Origin of the sequence: Silvibacterium dinghuense, assembly GCF_004123295.1 — a bacterium.
Classification (GTDB): Bacteria; Acidobacteriota; Terriglobia; order Terriglobales; family Acidobacteriaceae; genus Silvibacterium; species Silvibacterium dinghuense.
The window spans coordinates 389,706-414,671 of record NZ_SDMK01000003.1 but is presented as its reverse complement, the minus strand read 5'-3'; the positions used below and the strand labels follow the sequence as shown (position 1 = coordinate 414,671).

General features: G+C 60.9%; 20 protein-coding genes. 9 read left to right on the top strand and 11 right to left on the bottom strand.

What is annotated here, in order from left to right:
• Positions 1-231 precede the first annotated feature (231 nt).
• On the top strand, positions 232-2,541 hold the full coding sequence (locus tag ESZ00_RS15755; protein WP_129209259.1) for a GH92 family glycosyl hydrolase: 2,310 nt from the start codon (positions 232-234) through the stop codon (positions 2,539-2,541).
• 8 nt (positions 2,542-2,549) lie between these two features.
• The gene (locus ESZ00_RS15750) at positions 2,550-4,055 is read left to right on the top strand and encodes a glycoside hydrolase family 125 protein (protein ID WP_129209258.1); all 1,506 of its coding nucleotides are present in this window, start codon (positions 2,550-2,552) and stop codon (positions 4,053-4,055) included.
• Between the two features lie 72 nt (positions 4,056-4,127).
• On the opposite strand, the gene ESZ00_RS15745 is transcribed toward ESZ00_RS15750, so the two are convergent.
• Positions 4,128-4,754 (bottom strand): c-type cytochrome, encoded by a 627-nt coding sequence (locus ESZ00_RS15745; protein WP_129209257.1) that lies wholly within the window; start codon positions 4,752-4,754, stop codon positions 4,128-4,130.
• 195 nt (positions 4,755-4,949) lie between these two features.
• On the opposite strand from ESZ00_RS15745, the gene ESZ00_RS15740 reads away from it, so the two are divergent.
• Positions 4,950-5,708 carry an outer membrane protein gene (locus ESZ00_RS15740; RefSeq protein WP_129209256.1) on the top strand — a complete coding sequence of 253 codons (759 nt, stop codon included), beginning with the start codon at positions 4,950-4,952 and terminating at the stop codon, positions 5,706-5,708.
• A 55-nt stretch (positions 5,709-5,763) separates the two neighbouring features.
• Here ESZ00_RS15740 and ESZ00_RS15735 read toward each other — a convergent pair whose 3' ends face one another.
• Positions 5,764-6,528, bottom strand: a complete 765-nt coding sequence (locus ESZ00_RS15735; RefSeq protein ID WP_129209255.1) for a ThuA domain-containing protein — start codon at positions 6,526-6,528, stop codon at positions 5,764-5,766.
• Positions 6,525-7,301 (bottom strand): ThuA domain-containing protein, encoded by a 777-nt coding sequence (locus ESZ00_RS15730; protein WP_129209254.1) that lies wholly within the window; start codon positions 7,299-7,301, stop codon positions 6,525-6,527. Before ESZ00_RS15730 ends, ESZ00_RS15735 begins: the two co-directional genes overlap by 4 nt.
• A 74-nt stretch (positions 7,302-7,375) precedes the next feature.
• Between ESZ00_RS15730 and ESZ00_RS15725 the strand changes: the two genes are divergently transcribed.
• Positions 7,376-8,401: a Vgb family protein gene (locus ESZ00_RS15725; RefSeq protein WP_164981546.1), complete on the top strand. Its 1,026-nt coding sequence runs from the start codon at positions 7,376-7,378 to the stop codon at positions 8,399-8,401.
• Here the strand turns inward: ESZ00_RS15725 and ESZ00_RS15720 are convergent.
• Together ESZ00_RS15720 and ESZ00_RS15715 are read right to left on the bottom strand one after the other, a co-directional pair.
• Positions 8,398-9,843, bottom strand: coding sequence for an aspartate ammonia-lyase (locus ESZ00_RS15720; RefSeq protein WP_129209252.1), 1,446 nt, complete (start codon positions 9,841-9,843; stop codon positions 8,398-8,400). The two genes, ESZ00_RS15725 and ESZ00_RS15720, sit on opposite strands and share 4 nt — an antisense overlap.
• A gap of 60 nt (positions 9,844-9,903) precedes the next feature.
• The gene (locus ESZ00_RS15715) at positions 9,904-11,427 is read right to left on the bottom strand and encodes a fumarate hydratase (RefSeq protein WP_129209251.1); all 1,524 of its coding nucleotides are present in this window, start codon (positions 11,425-11,427) and stop codon (positions 9,904-9,906) included.
• A 235-nt stretch (positions 11,428-11,662) separates the two neighbouring features.
• Between ESZ00_RS15715 and ESZ00_RS15710 the strand changes: the two genes are divergently transcribed.
• The 4 genes from ESZ00_RS15710 (at position 11,663) to ESZ00_RS15695 (ending at position 17,204) form a co-directional block, all read left to right on the top strand.
• Entirely contained in the window at positions 11,663-13,147 is a 1,485-nt protein-coding gene (locus ESZ00_RS15710) for an MBOAT family O-acyltransferase (RefSeq protein WP_129209250.1), read from the top strand.
• Between the two features lie 57 nt (positions 13,148-13,204).
• Positions 13,205-14,155, top strand: a complete 951-nt coding sequence (locus ESZ00_RS15705; protein ID WP_129209249.1) for a hypothetical protein — start codon at positions 13,205-13,207, stop codon at positions 14,153-14,155.
• A 45-nt stretch (positions 14,156-14,200) separates the two neighbouring features.
• Positions 14,201-15,238, top strand: a complete 1,038-nt coding sequence (locus ESZ00_RS15700; RefSeq protein ID WP_129209248.1) for a YpdA family putative bacillithiol disulfide reductase — start codon at positions 14,201-14,203, stop codon at positions 15,236-15,238.
• Between the two features lie 64 nt (positions 15,239-15,302).
• A complete protein-coding gene (locus ESZ00_RS15695) occupies positions 15,303-17,204 on the top strand; it encodes an ATP-binding protein (RefSeq protein ID WP_129209247.1) in 1,902 nt (633 codons plus the stop codon).
• Between the two features lie 165 nt (positions 17,205-17,369).
• Here the strand turns inward: ESZ00_RS15695 and ESZ00_RS15690 are convergent, their stop codons facing one another.
• From ESZ00_RS15690 to ESZ00_RS15680, 3 genes are all read right to left on the bottom strand, one after another.
• Positions 17,370-19,592, bottom strand: a complete 2,223-nt coding sequence (locus ESZ00_RS15690) for a chymotrypsin family serine protease (RefSeq protein ID WP_129209246.1) — start codon at positions 19,590-19,592, stop codon at positions 17,370-17,372.
• Positions 19,593-19,853: 261 nt separating this feature from the next.
• Positions 19,854-20,153: a hypothetical protein gene (locus ESZ00_RS15685; protein ID WP_129209245.1), complete on the bottom strand. Its 300-nt coding sequence runs from the start codon at positions 20,151-20,153 to the stop codon at positions 19,854-19,856.
• Positions 20,154-20,296: 143 nt separating this feature from the next.
• Positions 20,297-21,304 carry a zinc-dependent alcohol dehydrogenase family protein gene (locus tag ESZ00_RS15680; protein ID WP_129209244.1) on the bottom strand — a complete coding sequence of 336 codons (1,008 nt, stop codon included), beginning with the start codon at positions 21,302-21,304 and terminating at the stop codon, positions 20,297-20,299.
• A gap of 239 nt (positions 21,305-21,543) precedes the next feature.
• Here ESZ00_RS15680 and ESZ00_RS15675 point away from each other — a divergent pair, with 239 nt between their 5' ends.
• The gene (locus tag ESZ00_RS15675; protein ID WP_129209243.1) at positions 21,544-21,744 is read left to right on the top strand and encodes a hypothetical protein; all 201 of its coding nucleotides are present in this window, start codon (positions 21,544-21,546) and stop codon (positions 21,742-21,744) included.
• 57 nt (positions 21,745-21,801) lie between these two features.
• Here the strand turns inward: ESZ00_RS15675 and ESZ00_RS15670 are convergent, their stop codons facing one another.
• From ESZ00_RS15670 to ESZ00_RS20415, 3 genes are all read right to left on the bottom strand, one after another.
• Positions 21,802-22,590 (bottom strand): SDR family NAD(P)-dependent oxidoreductase, encoded by a 789-nt coding sequence (locus ESZ00_RS15670; RefSeq protein ID WP_129209242.1) that lies wholly within the window; start codon positions 22,588-22,590, stop codon positions 21,802-21,804.
• Between the two features lie 79 nt (positions 22,591-22,669).
• Complete coding sequence (locus ESZ00_RS15665; RefSeq protein WP_129209241.1) at positions 22,670-22,855, bottom strand: hypothetical protein; 186 nt, start codon at positions 22,853-22,855, stop codon at positions 22,670-22,672.
• Between the two features lie 404 nt (positions 22,856-23,259).
• Positions 23,260-24,885: an OmpA family protein gene (locus ESZ00_RS20415; RefSeq protein WP_129209240.1), complete on the bottom strand. Its 1,626-nt coding sequence runs from the start codon at positions 24,883-24,885 to the stop codon at positions 23,260-23,262.
• Positions 24,886-24,966 lie beyond the last annotated feature (81 nt).

Here is a 24,966-nt window from a genome sequence, read left to right as displayed (position 1 = left end):
GCAGCGCACGCGAAGTGGCGGACAGACGAGGGCTGAGTACGGCGTTCCGGCGGTAACGATTCCATCGGACGTTTTTACGGTTGCAGGTCTCATTTGCCACTGCATCGGTTACAGATTGCGCGGGCCGGATGTACGTCGCTCTGCCGGTGCGGGCTGGTCTTCCGTGGTGCTGCTCTGTGGGTGCTTCCGTGTACCCGAACCGCAACTTTCAGCAGAAAGGTTTCCTGCAGCATGCTTTCCAGACGCACCTTCCTTGAATTGATGTCCCTGACTGCCTGTTCCGATCTCATCGCCAAGCCATTATTCAAAGGCGGACTGGGCGGCGCGCATGAAGATCCCGCGCAGTATGTGAATCTGGCCATTGGTACGGGCGGCCACGGGCATACCTATCCCGGTGCGACGGTGCCCTTCGGCGCGGTGCAGCTGAGCCCGGACACCTTCAACTCGGGCTGGGACTGGTGCTCGGGCTACCACATCTCCGACAGCTCGATCATGGGCTTCAGCCATACGCACCTGAGCGGCACCGGCTGCGGCGACCTGCTTGACGTGCTGCTGATGCCGTGCGTAGGCGATGTAAAGCTCGAGGCGGGTTCGCGCGAGAACCCGGAGAGCGGCTATCGCTCGCGCTTTTCGCATGAAGACGAAGTGATGAAGCCGGGCTACTACTCGGTGAAGCTGAAGGACTATGGCGTGCTCGCCGAGCTGAGCGCGACCGAGCGTACCGGCGCGCATAAGTACACCTTCCCGGCGAGCGAGAAGAGCCACTTCATTCTCGATTGGACGCATGCCTACGAAGATCCGAAGAACCCCGTTTCCGATGCGTTTCTCTCCGTGCGTGGTAACGATACTGTGCTCGGTGGACGCACCGTTCACTCCTGGGGCAACGGACGCAAGATCTACTTCGCCATGCAATTCTCGAAGGCTCCGGAAAAGATCGAGATCATTGCCGACGGAACCACCTTGCCTGCCGGAACGACGGAAGCGAAGGGCACCGCGCTCAAGACTGTCCTCCACCATGCAACGGCCGCAGGCGAAGTCATCTACGTGAAGACCGGCATCTCGGCAGTCAGCGCCGAAAACGCGCTCAAGAATCTCGAAAAGGAGCAGCCGGGCTGGGATTTCGACGGCGTGCGCAAGGCCGCTGCTTCCACCTGGGAAAAGGAGCTGGGCCGCATCCGCATTGATGGCGGCACGGAAAAGCAGAAGCAGATCTTCTACACCTCGCTCTACCACATGATGGTTGCCCCCACGGTGATGGATGACGTGGACGGCAGCTATCGCGGCATGGATCTCGAGGTGCACCAGCTTGAGCCCGGTCAGCACAACTACAGCACCTACTCGCTGTGGGATACCTATCGCGCGCTGCACCCCTGTTTCACGCTTTTCCAGCAGGAGCGCGTGCCCACCATGGTCAACAGTCTCATCGCCATGGCCGAGCAGAGCCCCGCGGGCATGCCGGTATGGCCGCTGCAGGGCCGCGAGACGGGCACCATGACCGGCTACCACTCCGCATCGGTGATGGCCGAGGCCTGCGTGAAGAACTTTCCCGGCATCGATTGGGAGCGCGCCTACAAGGTGATGCGCAAGCGCAACATGGATGACGACTACGAGGGACTCGGCTTCTACCGCGAGATGGGCTACATCCCGGCCGATCTCGAAAGTGAGTCGGTGAGCAAGACGCTCGAGTACGACTACGGCGACTGGGCCTGCTCGAAGGTGGCTGAAAAGCTGGGCAAAACCGATGACGCGGCCATCATGAAGAAGCGCTCGCGCAACTACCAGCACCTCTTCGACCCGAAGACGAAGTTCATCCGCGCCAAGCTCAAGGACGGTCAGTGGGCCACGCCCTATGATCCCAAGGAGATGGGCCACATGCAGAAGTGGCGCGACTACACGGAATCGAACTCCTGGGAGACGACCTTCAGCGTGCAGCACGATGTGATGCACTACATCGAGGTCTTCGGCGGCCGCGAGGCCTTCGTCACCAAGCTCGATGAGCTCTTCAACCAGGATTCGACGCTGCCCGCCGATGCTCCGCCGGACATTGCCGGTCTCGTCGGCATGTACGCGCACGGCAACGAGCCCTGCCATCACATGGCCTACCTCTACCTGTGGGCCGGCCAGCCGCACAAGACGCAGGCCCGCATCCGCATGCTGCTCGACACTATGTATGACAACAAGCCGGATGGCCTCGCAGGCAACGAGGACTGCGGCCAGATGTCGGCTTGGTACGTGATGTCGGCCATGGGCCTCTATGCGGTCGATCCAGCCAGCGGTTCGTATGTCTTCGGCTCGCCGATCTTCGACAAGGCGACGATTACGCTCGCGGGTGGAAAGAAACTCGAGATCGAGACGAAGCGGAAGTCGCCGACCGATCAGTACATCCAGTCGGTGACCGTTGACGGCAAGCCGCATGACCGCCTGTGGATCGAGCACGAAACGATTGCCCGGGGTGCGAAGATCGTCTTTACCATGAGCGCGGAGCCGAACCTGCAGCTCGGCGTCTCGGAAGCCGCGGCGCCTCCGTCGCTGGAGGTGTAGGCGAAACAATGAATAAGTTAACCATTCTGAACACTGGCCTGAGCCGTCGCGCGATGCTGCGCGGCGGCCTGGCCGCAGGTGTGGCCGGGCTTGCCGGCCGCGCTGCAATGGGAGAAGGCAATGCGCAGTCGGCCATGACCGCGGCCCAGGCGGATACGCCTCCGCCGGATCTGCGTGAGCGTCCTGCGCCTGGTAAGCGCCGCTTCCAGAGCGAGGCCATCGAGCGCGTCATCCGCGAGACGAAGGCGAAGATTGCCGATCCCACGCTGGCGACGATGTTCGAGAACTGCTTCCCCAACACGCTCGACACCACGGTCTTTCCCGGCACCTTTGAAGACAAGCCCGATACCTTCGTGATCACCGGCGACATCAACGCTATGTGGCTGCGCGATTCCTCGGCGCAACTCTGGCCGTATCTGCCTTACTGCAAGGAAGACCCGAAGCTCGCGGCGATGATTGAAGGCGCGATCCGTCGCCAGTCGCGCTGCATTCTCATCGATCCTTACGCGAATGCGTTCATGCCGTCGGTCGAAGATAAGCCGCTTTCCTGGAGCGTGCATGACGACACCGATCTGAAGCCCGGAGTCGGCGAGCGCAAGTGGGAGATCGACTCGCTCTGCTATACGCTGCGTCTCGCGCACGGCTACTGGAAAGCGACCGGCAGCACCGCGCCTTTTGACGTTCAGTGGAAGCAGTCGGCCGAGCTGATCGTCGAAACCTTCCGCGTGCAGCAGCGCAAGGATGGACCCGGACCGTATCACTTCCAGCGCTCCTCGCCCATTCCCACGGATACCCTGATGCTGAGCGGCTACGGCAATCCTGCCGTGTCCGTGGGCATGATCTTCTCCATGTTCCGTCCCTCGGACGATGCCTGCATCTATCCGCTCTTTGTGCCGGCAAATCTCTTCGCCATTACCAGCCTCGAGCACCTGGCAGAGATGGCGACCGCTATTTATCACGATGCTGCGCTCGCGCAGAAGGCGAAGTCGCTCGCCGATGAGGTTCGCGAAGCGGTCAGGCAGTATGGCCGCGTGCAGCATCCGAAGTATGGCGAGATGCTGGCCTACGAGGTCGACGGCTACGGCGGCCGCGCGCTGATGGACGACGCGAATGCGCCGGGTATCCTCTCGCTCGCTTATCTCGGTTGCATCGACGTGCGCGATCCGCTTTATCAGGCCTCGCGCCGCTTTGTGCTCAGCAAGGATAATCCGTACTTCTTCAAGGGCACGGCCGGGGAAGGCATCGGTGGACCGCATGAAGGGTTGAACTCTATCTGGCCCATGTCGATCATCATGCGCGCGCTGACTTCCACTGATGAGGCGGAGCAGCGCGAGTGCCTGCGCACCATCCGCAACACGACGGCCGGTACCAACTTCATCCACGAAACCTTCTACAAGGATGACGCGGCGAAGTTCACGCGGCCGTGGTTCTCCTGGGCCAACGGTCTCTTCGGAGAACTGATCCTGCATCTGGCGGAGCATCGCCCGGCGCTGCTCAAGGAAAGCTACGCGTAACCTGGCAGTGAGTCAGCAAAGCAAAAGGCGCCCTTCCGGGCGCCTTTTCGCATTCTGCAGCCTTATTCCGGCTTATTGTTGGTCAGGCGGCAGCGGAGAAGGCATCGCGTTCAGGTCGGTGATCTTCTGCGGCGGAACATTGGCCGTTGGTGGCGCCAGGTTCACCGTGTCCAGGTCAAGAGGCTGCTTCAGCAGGTCGAGAGCGCTGGAAGGCAGCGGTTTATCGGCGTTGGCGAGCAGGAGTGAAACCTGCCACATCTGGGTCGGATTCAGCACCTTGTCGAACGCGGGCATGCCCGTCAGGCGGATACCGTTGGCCACCTTCCAGTAGGTCTCGCCCGGGGGATCGTCGCTGACGCCTACCGTGCCGTTGCCGTGCGGGGCCCAGAGTTGCGGCGCATGGGGATACATATGGGCTGCAAAGCTGGACGGGCGGCCATAGAGGCCGTGGCAGGCGGCGCATTGCTGGCGGTAAATGTGGGCGCCGGCCTCGAGATTGGTGCCGGAGGCCTCAATGGGGGCGGATTTTGGCATTTCCGCGTGGATACGAGCCTGCAGGGGGGCGCGGACGATCTGTTTTTCCATCGGAAAAGGCGAGTCGGCGACGGCGACCGGCGGATGTCCGAGGTGGAAATAGCAGAAAATAACCACGGGAATGGCCAGAATCCCCAGAAAAAGCCCGATGAGGAATGCTTTCATGCGTATGAGAACCTCGATTCTCTTCGATGCGGTCCAGACCTTCGGCGGAAGAAACAGTCTAATGTTCAGCCGGCGGGAGGCGCAGGGGTCGGGAGTGATTTAACCTAGATGAGGTTAAACTTTCGGAATTTTGACCCCCAAGTCAGCAGGGCAGTGGAGGCAAGCAGGTTCATGCACTTGAGAAAGCGCAAAGTTTTGGCGCTGGCACTTTGGTTGGCGCCGGCTTTGGTATGCGCGCAGACGACCACCCAGCAGCAGCCGGACCAGCAGACAGAGCAGCAGCCGGCTCAAACGCAGACACAGACAGCACCATCCACGGAGATCCCGGCGACCGAGGGAACGCAGGAGCGCGCCGAGGTGCTGCGTCAGGCACAGCTGCGTGTGAAGGCCCGGCGTAAGCTGCGCGTTCAGCAGATTATTCAGGACACGTACACGCACAAGTACGAGACCTACTTCGGTGGCGGCTATCTCCGCTTCCGTCCGGGCTCGACCCTGCAGCACATCAATGAGGGCGGCTGGAACGTCGGCGTCACCGATTATCTGAAGGGCAAGATCGGTGTAACCGCGGACTTCCGCGGCTACTACGGCACCACCTGGACCTATATCAACCAGTATCAGATCTTTTCACCGAGCATCAGCCAGTACACCTTCATGGCCGGTCCGACGGTGCGCTTCTTCGAGGGGCAGCACTGGGGTTGGAGCGGGCACGTGCTGGCGGGTGTGGGCCACGGCAACTTTGACACCGGCACCGGTGGTCTGCCCGCAAGCTACATCGGGCTTTATTCCAACGGGAACTCAGTCAACGTGACGGCAGGCGCCAGCGTCGACTACAACCTCGGGCCCGGTCTGGCGATCCGCCTGACGCCGAACTACCTGATGACCCGCTACGGCAGCGAAACACAGAACAACCTCGGATTCACCTCGGGGATTGTCTATCGCTTCGGACGGCAGTAACTCTTAATACCAAACAGAAAGGGCCGCGTCTTCGGACGCGGCCCTTTCTGTTCGCTCAAAATGATCGCTTTTGCCGGGCGAGTCCGAGCAGGGCATGCGCAAAAAGCTGATTCTGGGCAGGGCTGGTAAAGATGCGGTCGCCGTGCCCCATATTCATGTACAGCATGCGGTAGCGGGTGTTGGTCCAGACCACCGGCAGATCGCCGCCCAGGAGAACGTCCTTGAGGCCGAGCGGATAGTTCTCCGGGGAAAGTGTGAGCAGTACGCGCACGTCCTTGTCCAGCCGGGGCGACGGCTTCCAGATGTACCACTCGTTGGCGGGTGAAACGAAGCTCGCAGGCAGACCGCGCGTCACCGGCTGCGAAGCATCATCGACGGTGAGCGTTGCCGGCAGTGGAGGCCAGCTGTTGCCGTAGAAGACCGCTCCGCCAAGGAACTTCACGAACCATGGCCAATGGGTGCTGTCGTCGTTGTAACCGGCTGCATGGAATCCGAGCCATCCGCCGCCGTGTTCCATGTATTGCTCGAAGGCGGTGCGCTGGGCTATGGTGGCAGGCTGGTCGTTCAGCCAGAGCACCACGCGATACTGGGCGAGGTTGTCCGCGTTGCAGTCTTCCCAGCGGGTGGTTTCGGTAAAGGAGAAGTGCTCGCGCGCTGCGAGCGCGGTGTAAAAACGGAGGGCATCGCGGGCAAAGTCGACATGGTCCGGTTCGACTGTGGTGGAGTAGAAGGCGAGGACGCGGAAGGCCGGCTGCTGCTGCGCGGACACGGGGATCGCCAGTATGAGAGCGGTGAAGAGAGACAGCAGCAGCCGCTTCATTGTCCGGAAGTCCAGAGAATCGAATTGTGGAAGAGTGTCGTGAAGGCCGTGTTCTCGAAGAGATCGGGATGATGACCCATGAAGATGTACACATTGCGTGCCTTCACATGTTCATTGGTCCACACGACGGGGTGATCGCCGCCCATCTTGATCTTGCTGTCCGGCGTGTAGCTGCTCTCATCCACTGTGGCGAGAACATGCACATTGGGTCTCGGTGACTTGTCCCACGTGTACCACTCCTCATCCCTCACAGGAAAGACCGCAGGCACCCCGCGCATCACCGGATGCTGCGCATCTTCGATGTGGACATTAGCCGACGCGAAAGTGGCAATGTAGTTTGTCCAGCGGATGCCACCCATGAAGTTCGAGAACCACTGCCACATCGGAAAGCCGTCGAACTCGCCGAGCAGGCCGGCATGATGAAAGCCGATCCAGCCGATAGAGCCGTTCTCGATGGCCGAGGTGAAGGCCGCGGCAGCGGTCGGTGTCCAGTGATAGGGCGGATAGTTCAGTTCGATGAAGACGCGATAGCGCGCGAGGAAGGCAGCATCGATCGGCTTTGTGTCCTCGATGTAGTCGACGGTGAAGTGATCCTGCTGCGCCTCCTGCGTGAGCCAGACCTTCGCGGCGTCGACAAAAGGCTTATGGATGCCGCCGGGCTCGGCAATGGCGAACACGCGGAAGTTTGCAGCCGGCTGTTGGGCGCAGAGGGGCAAAGGCGCGAGCAGGCAGGCGAAGACAGTGGCGAGTGCGAGCAGACGAAGGGGGCGCATGATGTCGGGTGGTCCCATTCTATGCCTGGGCAAGCGATTGTCTACAGGGTAGGATGGAGCGGGAGAAAATAGGCGTGCAGAGATCGATCTGGCCGCTCCTTCTGCTGGTGACTGCGACCGTTGCAGCTTCTGGGCAGGAGGCGCAGGTAGGGCTGCTGAATCATTCCGCGATCACGGTGAATCAGCGGACTCACACGGTTTATGCCGTGGACGAATCGCACAACATCCTGGAGGTCATAAGCCCTTCGGGAGCCATGCAGCATATTCCGGTGGGTGCCGGGCCTGTTGCTGTTGCGGTGAACGGACAGACGGGCCGGGTCTACGTGGCGTGTGATGGGCCGCGCGCGGTCTGGGTGCTGAACGCGCAGGGAGATGTGATCGCAAAGGTGCCGACCGCGGCCAGGCCGTATGGCATCGCTGTCGACGAAGCGGAGGACAAGGTCTATGTCTCAAATACTTTCAGTGCCATGCTGACGGTGATCGACGGTGCGGGCAATACCGCGAGAAATGTGAAGACAGGATCGGCGGATGTGCTGCTGGTGGATGCTGCCGCGCATCGGGTCTATCTGGAGGGATACGAGAGCGATACGCTTACCGTGCTCGATTCTGTCACCGGTACTATTACGAAATTGCCGACAGGCAAGAAGCACCAGTGGGGGATGGCAATGTCCGACGGCATCCTCTATGTCCCGCATCCGCAGGATGACAGTGTGGGGCTGATGGATGAGGAAACCGGTACCGCGCACGAAGTAAGAACAGGCGCATGGCCCTGCGCCGTAGCAGCCGATACAAAACAAGGTACCGTATGGGTTACAAATTACGTCGATGGCACGGTGACAGCCATCAAGCATGGCCAGGCTACAGCTACTGTGCGCGTAGGCGCAAAGCCGGAGGCCGTTGCCGTGGATGAGCTGGCCGGGCGCGTGTATGTTGCGAATGAAGGCGATAATACCGTCAGCGTCATCGACGCTGTAACGCATCATGTGCTTGCGACGCGTGCGGCAGGCGAGCACCCCTATGCGCTGGCAGTCGAGTCTGCGAGCCACCGCGTCTATGCAGCGAACGCAGGCGGTGGCGCGACACTGATTGCTGCGCATTAGCCCACAGACTTATCGCGATGCTTTGCCGCTTCGAGCGGCATCTGCGGTTCAGTCATGCGCTTCGGATCGAGAATCTCGCCGATTTCCTCTTCGCTGAGCAGCTGCTGCTTGCGGGCAATCGCGATGATGGACTCGCCTGTAGCGACCGACTCCTTCACAATCTCAGCGGCCTTCGCATATCCGATATAAGGATTCAGCGCAGTCGCAAGCGAAACCGTGCTCTCCGCATATTGCTGGCAGCGGCCTGCGTTTGCCGTGATACCGGCGACGCAGTGCACATCGAACTGGTGCAGCATATGCGCAAGGATGGTGATGCTCTGGAGGACGTTGTAGGCCATCGTCGGCATCATCACATTCAGTTCGAGTTGCCCTGCCTGCACCGCATAAGCCACGGCGGTGTCATTGCCGAGAACCTGGAAGCTGACCATGGCCGCAAGCTCCGGAATCACCGGGTTGATCTTGCCCGGCATGATCGACGAACCGGGTTGCAGGCTGGGCAGATGAATCTCCGCAAAGCCGGTATTCGGTCCGGATGAGAGCAGGCGCAGGTCATTCGAAATGCGAATCACCTCGAGCGCCAGCCCGCGCAGCGCGCCGCTCACCTCTGCCATGCATGCATGCGACTGCATCGCCCATCGCATGTCTTCCGCAGGAGTAAGCTGCTGGCCGGAGATGCAGGCAAGGCGATCGACTGCAAGAGCACGATAATTCGGGTGAGTATTGATCCCGGTGCCGACAGCCGAGCCGCCCAATCCGAGCTCACGCAGAGAATCCGCCGCGTGTGCAATGTTTCCGAGAGCCTTCGTTATCGCGAGACCGTATGCCGCGAACTCCTGCCCCAGCCGGATCGGCACCGCGTCCTGCATGTGCGTGCGGCCGGATTTCATCACCCCGTCGAACTCACCGGCCTTCGCGCGGAAGGTCGCAGCCAGCGCATCGAGCACCGGGAAAAGCGTCTCGAGATTGAGCAGCGTAGCCAGGCGCATCGCGGTGGGGAAGACGTCATTGGTCGATTGCCCGTAGTTCACGTGGTCGTTGGGATGAACATGCTGATAGCTGCCGAGCGGCGCGCCAAGGATCTCATTCGCGCGATTGGCGATGACCTCGTTCGCATTCATATGGAAGCTGACACCGGCGCCTGCCTGGAAAACATCCACGACGAACTCATCGTTCCAGCGTTCATCGATGACCTCGTTGGCTGCTTCAATGATGACGCGTGCGCGGGTCTCATCGATGAGACCCAGTTCAAGATTGGCTTCCGCGGCAGCGCGCTTCACCATGCCGATGGCTCGGATGAGCTGCGGATGGGCGCGCAGGCCGGAGATGGGGTAGTTCTCGACGGCGCGGGCTGTCTGAGCTCCGTAATAGGCCGTGGCAGGTACCTGCACGAAGCCGAGAGAATCTTTTTCTTCGCGAAACGACCGAGGCAGTGATGTAGACATGAAGCGCACTCCTTGCTGCTCAAACTTACACGGAGTGCGCCGCATGAATCCGGCGAAGACTTAAGCGAGGATCGGAATCCCCGCGAGCTTCGACTGGATCTTCGCCTGCCACTCCTTCGGTCCTGTTTGATGCACGGAGGTGCCCTTGGAGTCCACGGCGATGGTCACCGGCATATCCTGCACCTCGAACTCGTAGATGGCTTCCATGCCCAGGTCCTCAAACGCCAGCACACGTGAGCCCTTGATGGCCTTCGAGACAAGATACGCAGCGCCGCCCACCGCCATCAGGTATACGGCCTGGTTGTCGCGGATAGCATCAATGGCCGCTGGTCCGCGCTCCGCCTTCCCCACCATGCCCAGCAGTCCAGTCTGTTCGAGCATCTGGCGGGTGAATTTATCCATGCGCGTCGCGGTCGTTGGACCTGCCGGGCCGACCACTTCTTCGCGCACCGGGTCCACCGGGCCGACGTAGTAGATGAAGCGGTTGGTGAAATCCACCGGCAGTTTTTCGCCGCGGTTAAGCATGTCGGTCATGCGCTTGTGCGCGGCATCGCGGCCGGTCAGCAGTTTGCCGTTCAGCAGGATGACCTCGCCCGGCTTCCAGCTCGCCACTTCCTCACGTGTCACCGTATCCAGGTTCACGCGGCGCGCCGTCGAGACGTCATAGGTTAGCTTCGGCCAGTCTTCGAGCGAGGGCGGCTCGAGCGCCACCGGGCCTGAGCCATCGAGGGTGAAGTGCGCGTGGCGGGTGGCCGCGCAGTTGGGAATCATCGCCACCGGCAGGTTCGCCGCATGCGTGGGATAGTCGAAGATCTTTATGTCGAGCACCGTGGTGAGGCCACCGAGTCCCTGCGCGCCGATGCCCAGCTCGTTCACCTTCTTGTACAGCTCCACGCGCAGCTCTTCGATCTTGTTCTGTGGCCCGCGCGCGATTACGTCCTGGATGTCGATGGGGTCCATTAACGACTGCTTGGCCAGCACCATTGCCTTCTCCGCTGTGCCGCCAATGCCGATGCCGAGCATGCCCGGCGGACACCAGCCCGCGCCCATGGTGGGCACGGTCTTGAGCACCCACTCGACAATCGAGTCCGAGGGGTTGAGCATGACGAATTTTGACTTCGCTTCCGAGCCGCCGCCCTTGGCCGCGACCGTCACTTCGACCTCACCGCCGCGCACCAGTTCAATGTTGATGACCGCAGGGGTGTTGTCCTTGGTGTTGCGGCGGGCTCCGGCGGGGTCGGCCAGCACTGAGGCGCGCAGCTTGTTGTCCGGATCGAGATAGGCGCGGCGCACACCCTCGTTCACCATCTCGTCTACCGTCATCTCGGCATCCCAGCGCACGTCCATGCCGATCTTCAGAAACACGGTCACGATGCCGGTGTCCTGGCAGATCGGCCGGTGGCCCTCGGCGCACATGCGCGAGTTGATGAGGATCTGTGCAATGGCATCCTTGGCTGCGGGCGACTCCTCGAGCTCATAGGCCTTGGCAAGGCTGGTGATGTAATCGACCGGGTGGTAATAGCTGATGTACTGGAGAGCGTTCGCGACGCTCTGAATGAGATCTTCCTGCTGGATCGTAGCCATGCGTATGAGCCTTTCCGAACCTTCTAGGTTAAATGAAAGGCGCCGGAGGCGGCATCGTTCCAGAAGCGAGAAGTCCTTGGGGAGTCTATTCCGCGTGGGATATGCTTGCACCACATCGGATTGGAAGCACCTGGCCGGTATGCTGCATCCTGAGTGAGAAAACAGCCTCTGCTATTTCTTTTAGGTGCGATAGGGAAATTCAAATGCGTCTGAGCGAGAAAGCCTTGTAGGTGCGATGCTTTTTAACAGTTACATCTTTCTGCTTGGCTATCTGCCAATCGTTCTCGTGGCCTTCTTCGTGCTCGGTCGATGGAGCCGTACGGTAGCGGCAGCATGGCTGGCATGCTCGTCGCTCTTTTTCTACGCATGGTGGAATCCTCGCTATGTGTTGCTGCTGCTGGCCTCGATCACCTTCAACTACGTTTGCGGACGAACCATTGCCCGGTGTGCACAGACGGCTGCCGGCAAGCGAGTCCTGACCTTTGCAGTCACGGTCAATCTGCTGCTGCTGTGCTACTACAAGTACACCGGTTTCTTCCTCTCTTCGATGGGTACGTGGGGGCATGCGCCGTATGGGCTGCTGCATATCGTGTTGCCGCTGGGCATCTCGTTCTTCACCTTCACGCAGATTGCCTTCCTGGTGGACGCCTACAGGGGGCTGGCGATGGAATACAGCCCGGTCCATTACCTGCTGTTCGTCACCTATTTCCCGCACCTCATTGCCGGGCCCATCCTGCACCACAAGCAGATGATGCCTCAGTTTGCCGATCCGGAAATCTATCGTCCACGCCTTCGCTCCATCCTCCCGGGACTGGCCTTTCTGGCCATTGGTATGGCAAAGAAAGTGTTGTTGGCCGACAACCTCGCCTATTACGCGGACCGGCTTTTCCGTGGAGTAGAGGTGGGGCTGCATCCCGGGCCGGTGCTGGCATGGACTGGAGTTCTCGCCTATGCCTTCCAGCTGTACTTTGACTTTTCCGGATACTGCGACATGGCGATCGGACTGTCGAAGCTCTTCGGCATCGACCTGCCTGTGAATTTCGATTCGCCGTACAAGTCGGTGAACATCGTCGATTTCTGGCGGCGCTGGCATATCACGCTCTCGCACTTCCTGCGCGATTACCTGTACTTTCCTCTGGGCGGTAATCGGAAGGGAAAGGTCATGCGCTATCGCAACCTGATGATCACCATGCTGCTCGGAGGCCTATGGCATGGCGCGAACTGGACATTCGTCGTGTGGGGAGGCCTGCATGGAATCTACCTGGTGATCAATCATGCGTGGCTGGCCGTCAAGCAGTCCGCCTTTCCAGGATGGGCAGAGCGCAGCAACGGTCTGATGGCGCGAGTCCGCGGTATAGCGGCGACAGCCGTGACCTTTGTGAGCGTGCTTCTGGCCTGGGTCTTCTTCCGTGCGGATAGTTTCCATGCCGCCGGCGTGATTCTGAAGGGGCTGGCCTTCGGTTTCCGGCATACATCCGATGCTCCGCAGGAGGTCTTTCTCTGGCTTCTCTTCGCAGTAAGCGTACCGGTTGTGTGGCTGATGCCGAATTCGCAGACGCTGGTCGGCAGCATGATGCGGAAGTTGGAGAAGACAGAGGCAGGTCTTCCCGCAGGCCTGGTCTGGACAGCAGCATTCAGTCTGTTGCTCGGAGCGCTGGGTGGGGCTGCGATTCTGCAGATCTCAGCCGTGCCGTCGAAATTTATCTACTTCCAGTTTTAGCTTGAGTGGGTGTTTAGTTCTTATGAGGGTGGAGCCGGCAGGTTGAGAAGAAGACTCATGTTGTTTGTCGGGTGCATGGCGCTGGGCCTGCTCGGTGTGGCAAGTTTGCTCCTGGGATATGCGACCTGTCTGTCGCGGAAGCCTCTCAGCGGGAACCCTCTCAAGGAGAACCTGGATCGCAAGCTGGCTATGGCGCAGGTGCCTGGAGCGAAACTGATCATCTTGTCCGGATCGAATGGGGAATTCGGCTATTCCGCGCAGATGCTGGAGCAGGAGTTACGGGTGCCGGCAGTCAATATGGGAGAGCATGCGGGGCAGGGGTTGGATTACATTCTCTATCGCGGCTCGCTCGCTGCGCAAAAGGGCGATCTCTTCGTGCTTCCTCTGGAGTACGAGCAATATGCTTCAATCGAGCCGTCGGGAGACCAGACTTGCATGCAGGTGATTCTGCATGATGCTGCTTACCGTCGCAGTCTGGGATTCTGGCGCTGGGCGCGGCTTGTCTTCTCCATCCCGTTGAAAACCTGGAGCCGCGTGGTGCCTCTGGAATGGCATGCGGGCATGCGGAGCGATGCGGAGCCGATCGATGGTTGGGGAGATCCTACGCGGGATACAGATCCCGTGGTCATCCAGAAAACGATCATGGAACTCAGTCACGAAGCGCCGCGAGGCATGACGCTTTCCAGCGAATCGATCGACGATCTGAAGCGGTTTCATGCTCTTCTGCAAGCCAGAGGCGCGCGCATGGTGGTGATTTTCCCCTGTATTTACCGGCCTCTTCTCGCGAATGGATCGCCGCAGTTTCAGGCGAACGTGGCCAGTCTAAGACGCGCTCTGACTGCCGATGGAATTCCGCTGCTGGGTAACCCGGAGGACTTTACTTTCGAGGCAAGCGAAGTGTACGACACCGTGTATCACGAGAATGCAGCTGGCCGGGAACACGCGACAAAGCGGCTGATTACGATGTTGCAGGCGCATGGGCTGGTGGCGCCGGTATCTGCGCAGTAGCGGCTTTCGCTGCCATCGCCGCGCGAAATCCTCTAGTCTATAAGAATGGGGACGGGAAACGAGGCTTCGTACGAGACGCAGTTCGATGTGCTGGTAATCGGGGCAGGGCCCACCGGGCTTGCCTGCGCGATCGAGGCGCAGCGCTCAGGATATCGCACGGTGCTGGTGGATAAGGGCTGCCTGTGCAATTCGCTCTTTCACTATCCGGCGCACATGACCTTCTTCACCACGTCGGAGCTGCTTGAGATTGGCAACATCCCCTTTCCCAGCGTGAACGCCAAACCCACGCGGAATGAGGCTCTCGAGTATTACCGGAAGGTCGCCGACCATTATGGGCTCGACGTACGTCAATATCGGCATGTGACTGGCGTGAGTGGCCACGACGGCGATTTCCGTGTGGCGACGCGCGATCAGCATAAGCGCACGACGGTCTTTACGGCGAAAAAGCTGATTATCGCAACCGGTTACTACGACCTGCCGAACTATATGAACATTCCCGGAGAAAATCTGGGCAAGGTCTTTCACTACTACAATGATCCACACCCGTATTACGGGCAGGACGTGGTGGTCATCGGGGGCAAGAACTCGGCGGCGATTGCGGCGCTTGAGCTCTGGCGTCACGGCGCGCGAGTCACCCTGGTGCACCGCGGTGCGGCCATGCACAAGCACGTGAAGTATTGGATACTGCCGGACATCGAGAACCGCATCAAGAATGGTGAGATTACGGCTTATTTCGAGAGCAGGGTGACGGAGATCACCCCGGATTTGGTCAAGCTCGAGACGCCCCGCGGCGCGGTCACGCTGGAGAATGATTTTGTTTTTGCACTGACGGGCTATCATCCGGATTTTGCGTTTTTACGCGAACTCGGAGTCAGTCTGGAGGGCAAAGATCTTCTGCCGTTGTGTGACAAGGAGACGCTCGAGAGCAATGTTCCGGGCGTCTATCTGGCAGGGGTGGTGGTGGCGGGCTCTCGGACCAATGAGATCTTTATCGAGAATGGGCGCTTCCACGGGCGCCAGATTGCCGTCGATTTAGAAAGGAAGCTGGCGCCGGTCAGCGGGGCCATGGCGTCGGCGACATAGGAATAGAGATCGGAAGATCGGACGCCGGGCATGCTTGCTCCGGCCTGCTGCAGGAAAGGCAGTGATGGTTTCGTTCAGGCCACGCACAATCCGAGGCCAGTTAACAGGCGGCCTGGTGATCTTCGAGATCCTGGTGCTGGCTGTCCTTTCCCTGGTTGTGATTCGCGAGCAGCGCAGCGAGCTGCAGACGCGAACCGACCAGCGGCTCGAGTACGAGGCTTCGCAGATTGCATTGCAGAGCCGGACGGCCCTCGAGGGCAAGGCCTTTGCCTCGCTCGAGGAGTTTGTGGCAGCGATGCGTGGCAGCCCGGGCGTGCACGCCGTCATGGTCACCGATCTGGCTGGACAGCGGCTGGCCGGGGACAGCGGTACCGACGAAGCGATGGAGCTGACGCCGACCGAGCGTAGCTTCCTGCGCGATCTGAGCAAACCCGCCATCTTCTGGGGCGACAAGGGCACGCGGGAAGCGGTGGCTCCGGTGCGCATCCATGGGGTATTGCAGGCGCTGGTGTGGATCTATCCCGACGACACGCAGGATAGGGAGCAGCTGCACAGCCTTCTGCGGACAACCCTGCTGTCCGCCCTGTTCGGGATTGCAGGCTGCACCCTCTTCGCCAGCCTGATGGCGCGGCAGATTGCGCGGCCCCTCGGCGTGCTGACGCGGGCAACACGCAGAATGATCCGCAATCCGGAAGACACCGCTGCCTTCCCGATTCCTATCTCCTCCTCCAACGAGGCAGCCGACCTCACCACGGCGTTCAACCTGATGGTGGCATCGATCAACGAGCAACGGGCCGGGTTGAACGACACGCTGGCACTGCTCGACTCCATGCTCGCCAATGCTCCCATCGGATTTGCCTTCTTTGACCACCGGCTGCGCATGGTGCGAGTGAACCAGTTTCTCGCGGGCATGAACAGCCTTTCGATCGGAAGGCACCTGGGTAAGACATTGGATGAGGTCTTTGCGCCGGGCGCGGCGCAGGCCTTGCATACCGCGATCGAGCAGGTTTTTGCCGACGGCGAGCCGGTCCGGGATCTGGAGATCACGAATGAGACCCCGGCTCATGGCCGGATGGGCGCCGAGATGCGGAGCTGGCTTGCGAACATCTACCCGGTAAAAACGGAGACACAGACCGTCCGCTGGGTGGGCATGATCCTTTCGGAGACCACCGAGCGCCGCCGTGCCGACGAGGCCCTGCGCAAGTCTGAAAAGCTGGCAGCTGCGGGGCGGCTGGCAGCCTCCATCGCGCATGAAATCAATAATCCTCTGGAAGCGGTGACGAATCTGCTCTACCTCATCCATCAGGAGCAGAAGGATTCGCCGGCACAGCCATATGTGGAGCTGGCAGAGGCCGAGGTGGCGCGCATCTCGGTGATCACGCAGCAAATGCTGCGCTTCTACAAGCAGTCGACCAGGCCCGCCAGGGCCGAGGTATGCGCTCTGCTGGATTCCGTGCTGTCGCTGCACGAGCGGCGGGCAGCCATGCTGCAGATCGATATCGACCGCCGCTATTGCAGCGAAGCGCCGCTGTTCTGCTTTACCGGCGAGATGCGGCAGTTATTCAACAACTTCATCGCCAATGCCATCGATGCCATGACGCCGGGCGGCGGAAAGCTGGTGCTGCGAGTGCAGCGTGTGCGGCAGGATGCGAAGACAGGGCTTGCCGGGATACGGGTAACCGTCGCCGATAGCGGCTGCGGCATGAGCCAGGAAACCCGCCGGCACATCTTCGAGCCCTTCTTTACCACTAAGGAAGATACCGGCACCGGGCTCGGGCTGTGGGTGAGCGCGGAGATTCTGGCCAAGCACCACGGACGGCTGCGGCTGCGAAGCTGGGAGCGCGGCGCCGGAACAACCCATGCGAGCCAGCGCGGAGGCACGGTGTTTACGATGTTTCTGCCGGAGCGGCTGGAGCATGAGCTCCACGGTGAGCCAGCTCCATTACAAACAGCGCAGTCGGTTTAACGCATTTTCTTCTGGCATCCCGAACACGAATCATAGAGCGCGGCAAGCACATGAAAGCAGAATCAGGACAGATATACCCGGCTGGCACATGCTCTCCGTAGCCTTTTCCTCAAGAAAAGGCCACCTGCATCCACTCAGCATGGGCACAGTTGTCCTGATTCTGCTTTAGTGCAGGGGCAGTGCATCTTGAATCGACCGTATGGAGCGGCCGGATTGCGTGGCTTGGAGACCGCGCAGAGCGCAGGCGGAGTGGGGATGCCCGGTCTCATACTTGGACTGCGTAAGGTGGAAAGGATGCAGCCGCATATAGCGCACGCGCAGGCCTCCGAGGGTCAGTGGCGTGGAAGCAGGGAGCTGGCTCATGTCGACCAGCACAAGAATCGCCGGCTCGGCAGGATTGTCAGCGCTCTGGGTGACGCCTACGCCAAAGATCGCCGGATCGCTGAGCAGGGACGAGGCATAGCGGCTGACCACGCTCTCCGCGTTGGAGAGCGCGTCGGCGGTAAGGTGCAGACCGGCGACGGCAGCGGGGTGCGTGGGGGCCTGCTCGCGGGCGAGAGCTGCGGCGGTGGTAGCGACAGGCTGGGTGCGTAGCCCGGCGTAGCTTTTCGGCACCGCGACCGCGCCGCGTGAGGCATCCGTGTAGACCACCAGAGCCGCATCGCCGGGGCTGTCGAGGCTTTTGCCGGAGGCAACTCCAAGAACACCGGCGACCTGGCCGATCAGGCCCTGGCCGGCAGTTTCCGCAATGGTTTTCGCCTGGCTCTGGGTATCCGGCGAGACGACAAGACGAGTCCAGGGATCGGTGGGGTGAGCATCATATTGCACGCAGGCGACCGCGTGCGGAGTATTGGTGCCGACCACCGAGAAGCTGCTCCCGGCCTGCGAACCGAGCTCGTTGAGGACCTCGCCGATAGGGCTGGCGACGGAAAGCCCCGTGCCGCTGCCGTCCGTGCCGCTTGAAAAGAGCAGGCCGACGGGCTGCGCATTGGCGGAGTCGACGATCAAAGCGCCGGAGTCGCCGCTGTCGGAAAAATGGTCGCCTGTGATGCCGATCTGTCCGGAAAAGGTCTTGGTGGTGTAGGGCTGGGTTTCGGCGCAGTCCTTGTAGTAATCGATGCGGACACTCAGATCGACGGACTGAACCGTCGAGCAGGTGAGACCGGTGGTGCGTCCACTCTTTACCAGGTGAATATCGGCAAGATTGGTGGTGTCGAGCGTCTCACCGGTGCCTGCAACCGGCGGCGCGGAGCCGATGCTGGTTGTATTGCCGGGTGCAGTAGGTTCGAGCTGAAGGATGCTGCCGGAGGAGTCGACGGCGCCCGGAGTAACGGCAGCGAGAGCGGCATCGACATTTGTCCTGTTGCTGGAGAGCGGCACGCTGTAGCGCAGGGTGCCGACAGGGCGGATATTGCCGCTGGCGCGGTCGAGCGGGACACAGCCGTTATCGATAAGACCGGGTGCGTCGATGATGTCGCCGTTCTGAGCCTGATCGGATTCGGCCAGAACGTGATTGTTGCTGAGAATGTATTGAGAACCGGAGGTATCCTGCACCAGCGCGCCCAGGGTGCCACCGCAGCAGTTGGCGATATAAGGATTGCCCGACTTGTCCTGATAGGTGTCGTAGTCGTTATCGTTGCCGCCGGAAGAGCCCAGGGAGATAGGGCCGGTCTGCATCGACTGGTTCACGCTGGGAGTCGTATTCCAGCCATTGTTATTCACCAGGATGCGCAGCGGTGTAGCGATGTGGACTCCGTTGGTGGAGGCCGTCAGGGTGATGGTTTCTGCAGCAGGGATGCTGCCCGGCGCCGTGTAGGTGATCTTGCAGGTGGTGTACTGGTCGAGCGAATGCGAGCAGTTCTGGGTGGAAAGCGTGCCCCGATCGGCAGCCGGTGCGTTTCCGCTGAGGCTCCAGTGGACGCTTCCATTACCGACCTCTGCGATCTCCGCCGTGATTTCGATATCGCGGCCCGGCGTGAGGGCGGCGTTTTCCGGCAGTAGAGATTGCACAAAGCCGGGGCTGATGGTGATCAGCTCGCTGGCCTGCGCCGTGGGATCGGATTTGAGGGTGGCAAGGACGCGCACCTGGACCGTGTCACGGGCCAGCGCTGTGGGCGGGGTATAGAGGCCGGCAGCGTCGATGCGGCCTTCCCCGAGCGAGGACGGGTTTTCGCCTTCGGCGATCGACCAGGCAACCGGAGCCGTCTCGCCATTGGCGAGAATGGCCGTGAACTGGACCTGCCCGCTGGTGCTGGTGGTCGACGAGGACGCCATGATGCTGAAGGCTCCGCCGTTCGCTCCATTCCATTGGCCCACGCCACAGCCCGCCATCGCCATCAGGAGTGGCGGCAGAGCAAGGGCGAGGCGTTTGCGTGCGGGTGTGGGCATGTCTTGCTTTCGGACAACAAAAACGCTGCCCTTGACCGTATTTTAGACGGGGACTCTTTTGGAAAGCTGTAGAAATGGAAGCGCAACCTCTCGCTCAATTGCAGAATGAATGCGTTTCTTTCCTTTTTCAGGAATGCAGCAGCCGTGGAAAGCCCTGTGCCGCCCCAGATTCCATGGCGGATGCCACTCCCGGGAGACAGCCCGCTCCTGGGCGGAACTAGCTGTGGAAGAATGACCACACTGAGAGGTAGAAAGAGAACCTCAGGCTGCCGTCGAGTTGTTCTTATCCCCGAAGAGCTTATCCCCGGCGATCTGCGCCTGGCCTGTATCCGATTCCATTGGCATAACCTGGCGCCTTTCCCCAAGGACCGCCTTCATCCGGCGGAGTTCGCGGCTGGTGAGAGGCCGCATGCTCTCCTGCGAATAGGGCACATGCGTGCCGCATTGCAGGCAGACCATGTAGCACTGATCCTCAAGGGTAAAAGGGCGGCTGAGCCGTTCGTGGGCGCAACCAAAGCAGATTTCGCTGAAAAAATTGGCAGTGCTGCGAAGCACATTCATGGATTCCGGCCTCCCGTGGGCTGGGTAACCACCACGCTTCTGCCTGGCAGAAGCGTGGCGGATGGGGGCGAACCACGCGCTTCATAAGATGCCACGGAACGGCCAGGGAGAGGCGCGAAAGAGCCGGTCCAGATGTGGAAAACTCAGTTGCGGATGACGATCTTCCCGAAGTGGGCGGCACTCTGCATAAGAGCGAACGCTGCCGGCGCCTGATCGAAAGAGAAAGTCTTGTCGACAATCGGCTGAAGCCGGTGGAGGGTGATGGCGCGATTCATCTCTTCAAAGTCGGCGCGGGAGCCCACATAAATGCCCTGCAAATGCACCTGCTTATGCAGCATGGGGGCGATCTGGATCGGCTCGGCCGACTGCGAAAGAATGCCGATCTGGGCGATATGTCCGCCCACGCGCACCGCCTTCAGCGATTGGGCAAAAGTGCCTGCTCCGCCCACCTCGACCACCAGGTCGGCGCCGCTCCCTCCGGTCTCCTCGAGGACCCACTTCGCCCAGTCTTCGTGTTGGCGATAGTTCACCCCTGCATCGAGCCCGAGTGCTTTTGCGCGGGCCAGCTTTTCGTCGCTGCCCGAGGTGCCGAGCACGCGCGCACCGAGCAGCTTCGCAAACTGCAGGGCAAAGATCGAGACGCCGCCCGTCCCCTGGATCACGACCGTATCGCCCGGTTTCACCCTCCCGGCATGAACGACCGCATTCCAGGCAGTGACGGCGGCGCAGGGCAGTGTGGAGGCTTCTTCCCAGGAGAGATGGTCAGGGATGGGGACGAGGCCGTTCTGGTCGAGGAGGACGGATTCGGCGAGCATGCCATCGATATCTCCACCGAGAGCGCCCCGCTGCTTGGCCGCATCCGCCGGCCCGTCGATCCAGTGCTGCATGAAGATGCCGGCAACCCGGTCCCCGACCTTGAAGCGGGTCACGCCTTCCCCGACGGCCGTGACCTCTCCGGCGCCATCCGAGCAGGGGATACGCGGCAGGGCAAGCTTCGGATTGTAGAGACCGAGGGTGATGAGCAGATCGCGGTAGTTGAGCGAGACTGCATGCACACGGACGGCGACCTGGCCGGGACCGGGCGTGAGGGCGGCGCGTTCGACGAGCTGAAGATGATCGATGCCGAAGGCGGGGATTTGCCAGACTTTCATGGGGACTCCATTCCGAAAAGGACGTATTCAGGCATAAGATGCGCGGATCAGGGCGCAGATGCGGACCGCAGGCGGTAGAGCATTTCTCCTGAAGATGTGAGCGATCGCACAACACTGGATGCTGTTTTCTGGCAGGGAAAACAGCACCGCATGCCATGAGTAAGAGCACAGTATCAGGAGAAATGCTCTAGCATGAAGATATGGCGCGTGGATGGGAAAGCAAATCAATAGAGGATCAGGTGGCGGAGAAAGCAACCGCCGAGCCTGTGAAGTCGAAGAGTGAACTGGCAGCGGCCGAGGCTCACCGCAAACGGCAGCAGCAGGAGCTGGAGCTGCAGCGGGAGCGGATTCTCGATCAACGGACCTCCAGCCCGCACCGTCGGGCAGCGCTCGAGGCTGCGCTTGCAGAGATCGAAGCGCGGCTCAAGGAGCTGGAGTAACCGTCGCTGTAATGTTTCTCCGGGCATCGTTGCAGCCCGGAGAAATACAGTTCTGCTCTATCGCAGCCCGGTCTGCTGTCTGCGGTTGAAGAGCAGGGAATTGGCCTGGTCGATCGAAGTCATCAGCACGCGCGCGATGTTGACGTGCGCCGGCCGCGCGGCTGTCCAGACGATAGTCTCGGCAACATCTTCGGGCGTCAGCGGCGTGAGGTCCTGGTAGACCTTTGCGGCACGCTCAGAATCGCCGTGGAAGCGGACAAGGCTGAAGTCGGTTTCGACCATGCCCGGATCGACGGTGGTCACGCGCACCGCGGTGCCGAGAAGATCCTGGCGCAACCCGTCGTTGATGGCGCGCTCGGCTGCCTTGGTCGCGCAGTAGACGGCTCCGTTGGGGTAGGTCTGATCGCCGGCTGTGGAGCCCAGATTGATCACATGCCCGCTGTTGCGCTCGACCATGCCCGGAACGACGGCGCGTGTCACATAGAGCAGCCCCTTCACGTTCGTGTCGATCATTTCCTCCCAGTCCTCGATGTTGCCCACATAGAGCTTCTCGAGGCCCCGGCTGAGTCCGGCATTGTTCACCAGCACATCGATAGCCTTCCAGTCAGAGGGCAGCGCCTCGATGGTGGAGGCAACGGCGGCGCGGTTGCGGACATCCAGAGCCACGGTGTGTACATCGGCGGCCCCGGCCTGCTTCAGTTCTGCCGCAAGTGATTCGAGGCGGTCACGACGGCGGGCGGCGAGCAGCAGGCGCGCGCCCTCCCGCGCGAAGGCGAAGGCGGTAGCCGCGCCAATGCCGGCGCTGGCTCCGGTGATAAAGACAATCTTCCCGTTCAGATTTCCCATGGATGTATCGTAAGCTCCCATTCGATCCAGTTGCGTGTGTTCAGATCTCAGGCCCGGTCGTTTCGCGCACAAAGCGATACTAGCCCGAGGCCCAGTCGGCATCCTGCATATCGGCGTCGATGGCCCGGCGAAAGTTATCGGCAAAGGCATCGGCCAGCGGCGTAGCGACACCGGCATGCTCTGCGGCTTCACGGAAGAGGCGCGAAATAAGATGGCGGCCAATGGGGATGCCCATGCTGCCCAGGCCAGGAAAAGCGATGCGCATGCGAACTCCTGCGAGGGATATACATCCCTGGATGACAGTGCGGCGCTAGGACGTATCCATAGATAGCGGCATTGGAAGTAAAAACTTACCACCGTCTTGTCATCCCGACCGGAGCCTCCCTCTCCCTTTGTCATTCCGACCGGAGCGCAGCGCAGTGGAGGAACCTGCGGTTTTGTTTAGCTCGCGACCAACGGAAGCGGAGGCCGAAGGCACATTCGCCCTGCGCGCAGCAGAACCGCAGGTTTCTCCACTCCGCAGGACAAGAAATCGGTCCTGCTCCGGTCGAAATGACAATTTGCGGAATGGCTCTATGGGGATACACCCTCTATGAGACGCAGCCTTGCGTAAAAGAAAGCCGCCCATGGAGGGCGGCCATTCTTGTTCCGAAGAAAGAGAAGCCATGTCTACATCTGCGGCTCGTTTGAGACCCCCGTTGCATTCGGTTGCGGCTGAGGCTGCTGTTGCTGAGGTTGTGCCGGTGGCTGCTGCGTCGTGTCGCCGCCCGGGGTAGGAGCCGATTGCTGCACGCCGATGGCATTGCCGGAGACGACCAGCTGCACGCGGCGGTTCTGGGCACGGCCTGCGGCGGTGGAATTATCCGCAACCGGATTCGTCTTGCCATAGCCCGTAGCGCTGATATTGCCCTGCGCCACGCCCTGGCTCACCAGATAGTCGCGAACCCCGTCGGCGCGCTGCTCGGAAAGCTTCTGGTTGTATTCATCCGAGCCGACATTATCCGTGTAGCCCTCCACCTGCAGCGTGAGTCCAGGGTAGGCGAGCAGGATGCCTGAGACCTTGGCCAGCTTCTCGCGCGCTTCCGGCTTCAAGGTGTACTTGCCGAAGTCGAAAAGCACGTCGGACATGTTCACGATCAGGCCGCGGGCGGTCTCGCGTGTCTGCAGCACCGCGTTCAGCTGATCCTTCAGCCGTTCGCGCATCTGCTCGGTCTGGTCGTTGGCCTGTTGCGCCTGATGCTGCGCCGCAGCCTGTTCCGCCTTGGCCTTTTCTGCCGCAGCCTCTGCCTCTGCAGCGCGCGCTTCCGCTTCCGCTTGTTGCGCCGCAGCCTGTTGCGCTGCCAGGGCGCTCTGTGCCGCCTGATCCTTGGCGTTCTGCGCAGCGATCCGCTGCTGTTCGTCCTGCTCCGCCTTCATCTTGCGGATCGAGGTCAGGCGCGCATCCTCGGAGGCCTGCACCGCTTCACGCGCATAAGTAATGACCTGCTTCTGATCCTTCTTGCGCTCGTCGAAATCCTGGGCATTCTGCAGCGCCTGCTTGGCCGTGGCAAGAATATCCGGAGCATACTTGTCCGCGCCCTGGGCTTCGGCGATCTGCACCGCATTGATCGCCTCGTAAAGCTCAAGCGGCGAGCGTTCGTTGCGCGTAATCGGCCGCGGAACCGCATGCTGTCCAGCCGTCTGCGTGTAAGCGCCGCGAGGCAGCAGCAGGTAATGCGCATTCACCTGCTCGAGGATGCCCTGTGTCTTGTCGGGCAGCGCGTAGTTCTGCATTACCACCACATCGCTGGGCATGGTTACCGCGTAGTACGGCTCGGCTGTGATGATCAGTCCATACGCCTGCAGGTTGGTCGTGACGGTAATCGCACTCTTCGAGCCCTGCGGCAGAATCTCGCCGAGGTTCACCGGACGGCCTTCCGGCGTGATCGCCCATAGAACATAGGTGAGATATTCCACGCCGAAGCTGTTGGCCGGTACCAGGCCTTCAAACTTTGCGTCGATGACCATGCGCCCGCGGCGGCTTTCTACCACTGCGGAGCCTTTGGCGCGAGGCAGCAGGGGGGTGCCGTCGAAACCGATCTTTGTGGAACCGCTGCGGTGGAAGTAATTGATCGCGGGAATATCCCGGCCGATTACCGTGACCTTGTACACCGGAATGCCGCCTTCGATTCGGGCCTCCGGCTGTGTCTTCTGCTGCGACTGCGGCCACTGCATGGTGGAAGTCGGGTTGGCTTCCTGGGCGCCGGCCACGGTGGCGGCGCAGGCGAGAACTACAAGCGAGAGTGTGTATTTCATCGTCGATCCGTTCCTCGATCCACCCAGGGAATCTGCCCAGGAGGATCCATCTTCCTGCTGCGCTGTGAGAGCGCAGAAAAT

Coding starts and splice junctions, on each gene's coding strand:
- ESZ00_RS15755 (WP_129209259.1), top strand. CDS start 232: ATGCTTTCCAGACGCACCTTCCTTGAATTGATGTCCCTGACTGCCTGT.
- ESZ00_RS15750 (WP_129209258.1), top strand. CDS start 2,550: ATGAATAAGTTAACCATTCTGAACACTGGCCTGAGCCGTCGCGCGATG.
- ESZ00_RS15745 (WP_129209257.1), bottom strand. CDS start 4,754: ATGAAAGCATTCCTCATCGGGCTTTTTCTGGGGATTCTGGCCATTCCC.
- ESZ00_RS15735 (WP_129209255.1), bottom strand. CDS start 6,528: ATGAAGCGGCTGCTGCTGTCTCTCTTCACCGCTCTCATACTGGCGATC.
- ESZ00_RS15730 (WP_129209254.1), bottom strand. CDS start 7,301: ATGCGCCCCCTTCGTCTGCTCGCACTCGCCACTGTCTTCGCCTGCCTG.
- ESZ00_RS15720 (WP_129209252.1), bottom strand. CDS start 9,843: ATGTCTACATCACTGCCTCGGTCGTTTCGCGAAGAAAAAGATTCTCTC.
- ESZ00_RS15715 (WP_129209251.1), bottom strand. CDS start 11,427: ATGGCTACGATCCAGCAGGAAGATCTCATTCAGAGCGTCGCGAACGCT.
- ESZ00_RS15710 (WP_129209250.1), top strand. CDS start 11,663: ATGCTTTTTAACAGTTACATCTTTCTGCTTGGCTATCTGCCAATCGTT.
- ESZ00_RS15705 (WP_129209249.1), top strand. CDS start 13,205: ATGTTGTTTGTCGGGTGCATGGCGCTGGGCCTGCTCGGTGTGGCAAGT.
- ESZ00_RS15700 (WP_129209248.1), top strand. CDS start 14,201: ATGGGGACGGGAAACGAGGCTTCGTACGAGACGCAGTTCGATGTGCTG.
- ESZ00_RS15695 (WP_129209247.1), top strand. CDS start 15,303: ATGGTTTCGTTCAGGCCACGCACAATCCGAGGCCAGTTAACAGGCGGC.
- ESZ00_RS15690 (WP_129209246.1), bottom strand. CDS start 19,592: ATGCCCACACCCGCACGCAAACGCCTCGCCCTTGCTCTGCCGCCACTC.
- ESZ00_RS15685 (WP_129209245.1), bottom strand. CDS start 20,153: ATGAATGTGCTTCGCAGCACTGCCAATTTTTTCAGCGAAATCTGCTTT.
- ESZ00_RS15680 (WP_129209244.1), bottom strand. CDS start 21,304: ATGAAAGTCTGGCAAATCCCCGCCTTCGGCATCGATCATCTTCAGCTC.
- ESZ00_RS15670 (WP_129209242.1), bottom strand. CDS start 22,590: ATGGGAAATCTGAACGGGAAGATTGTCTTTATCACCGGAGCCAGCGCC.
- ESZ00_RS15665 (WP_129209241.1), bottom strand. CDS start 22,855: ATGCGCATCGCTTTTCCTGGCCTGGGCAGCATGGGCATCCCCATTGGC.
- ESZ00_RS20415 (WP_129209240.1), bottom strand. CDS start 24,885: ATGAAATACACACTCTCGCTTGTAGTTCTCGCCTGCGCCGCCACCGTG.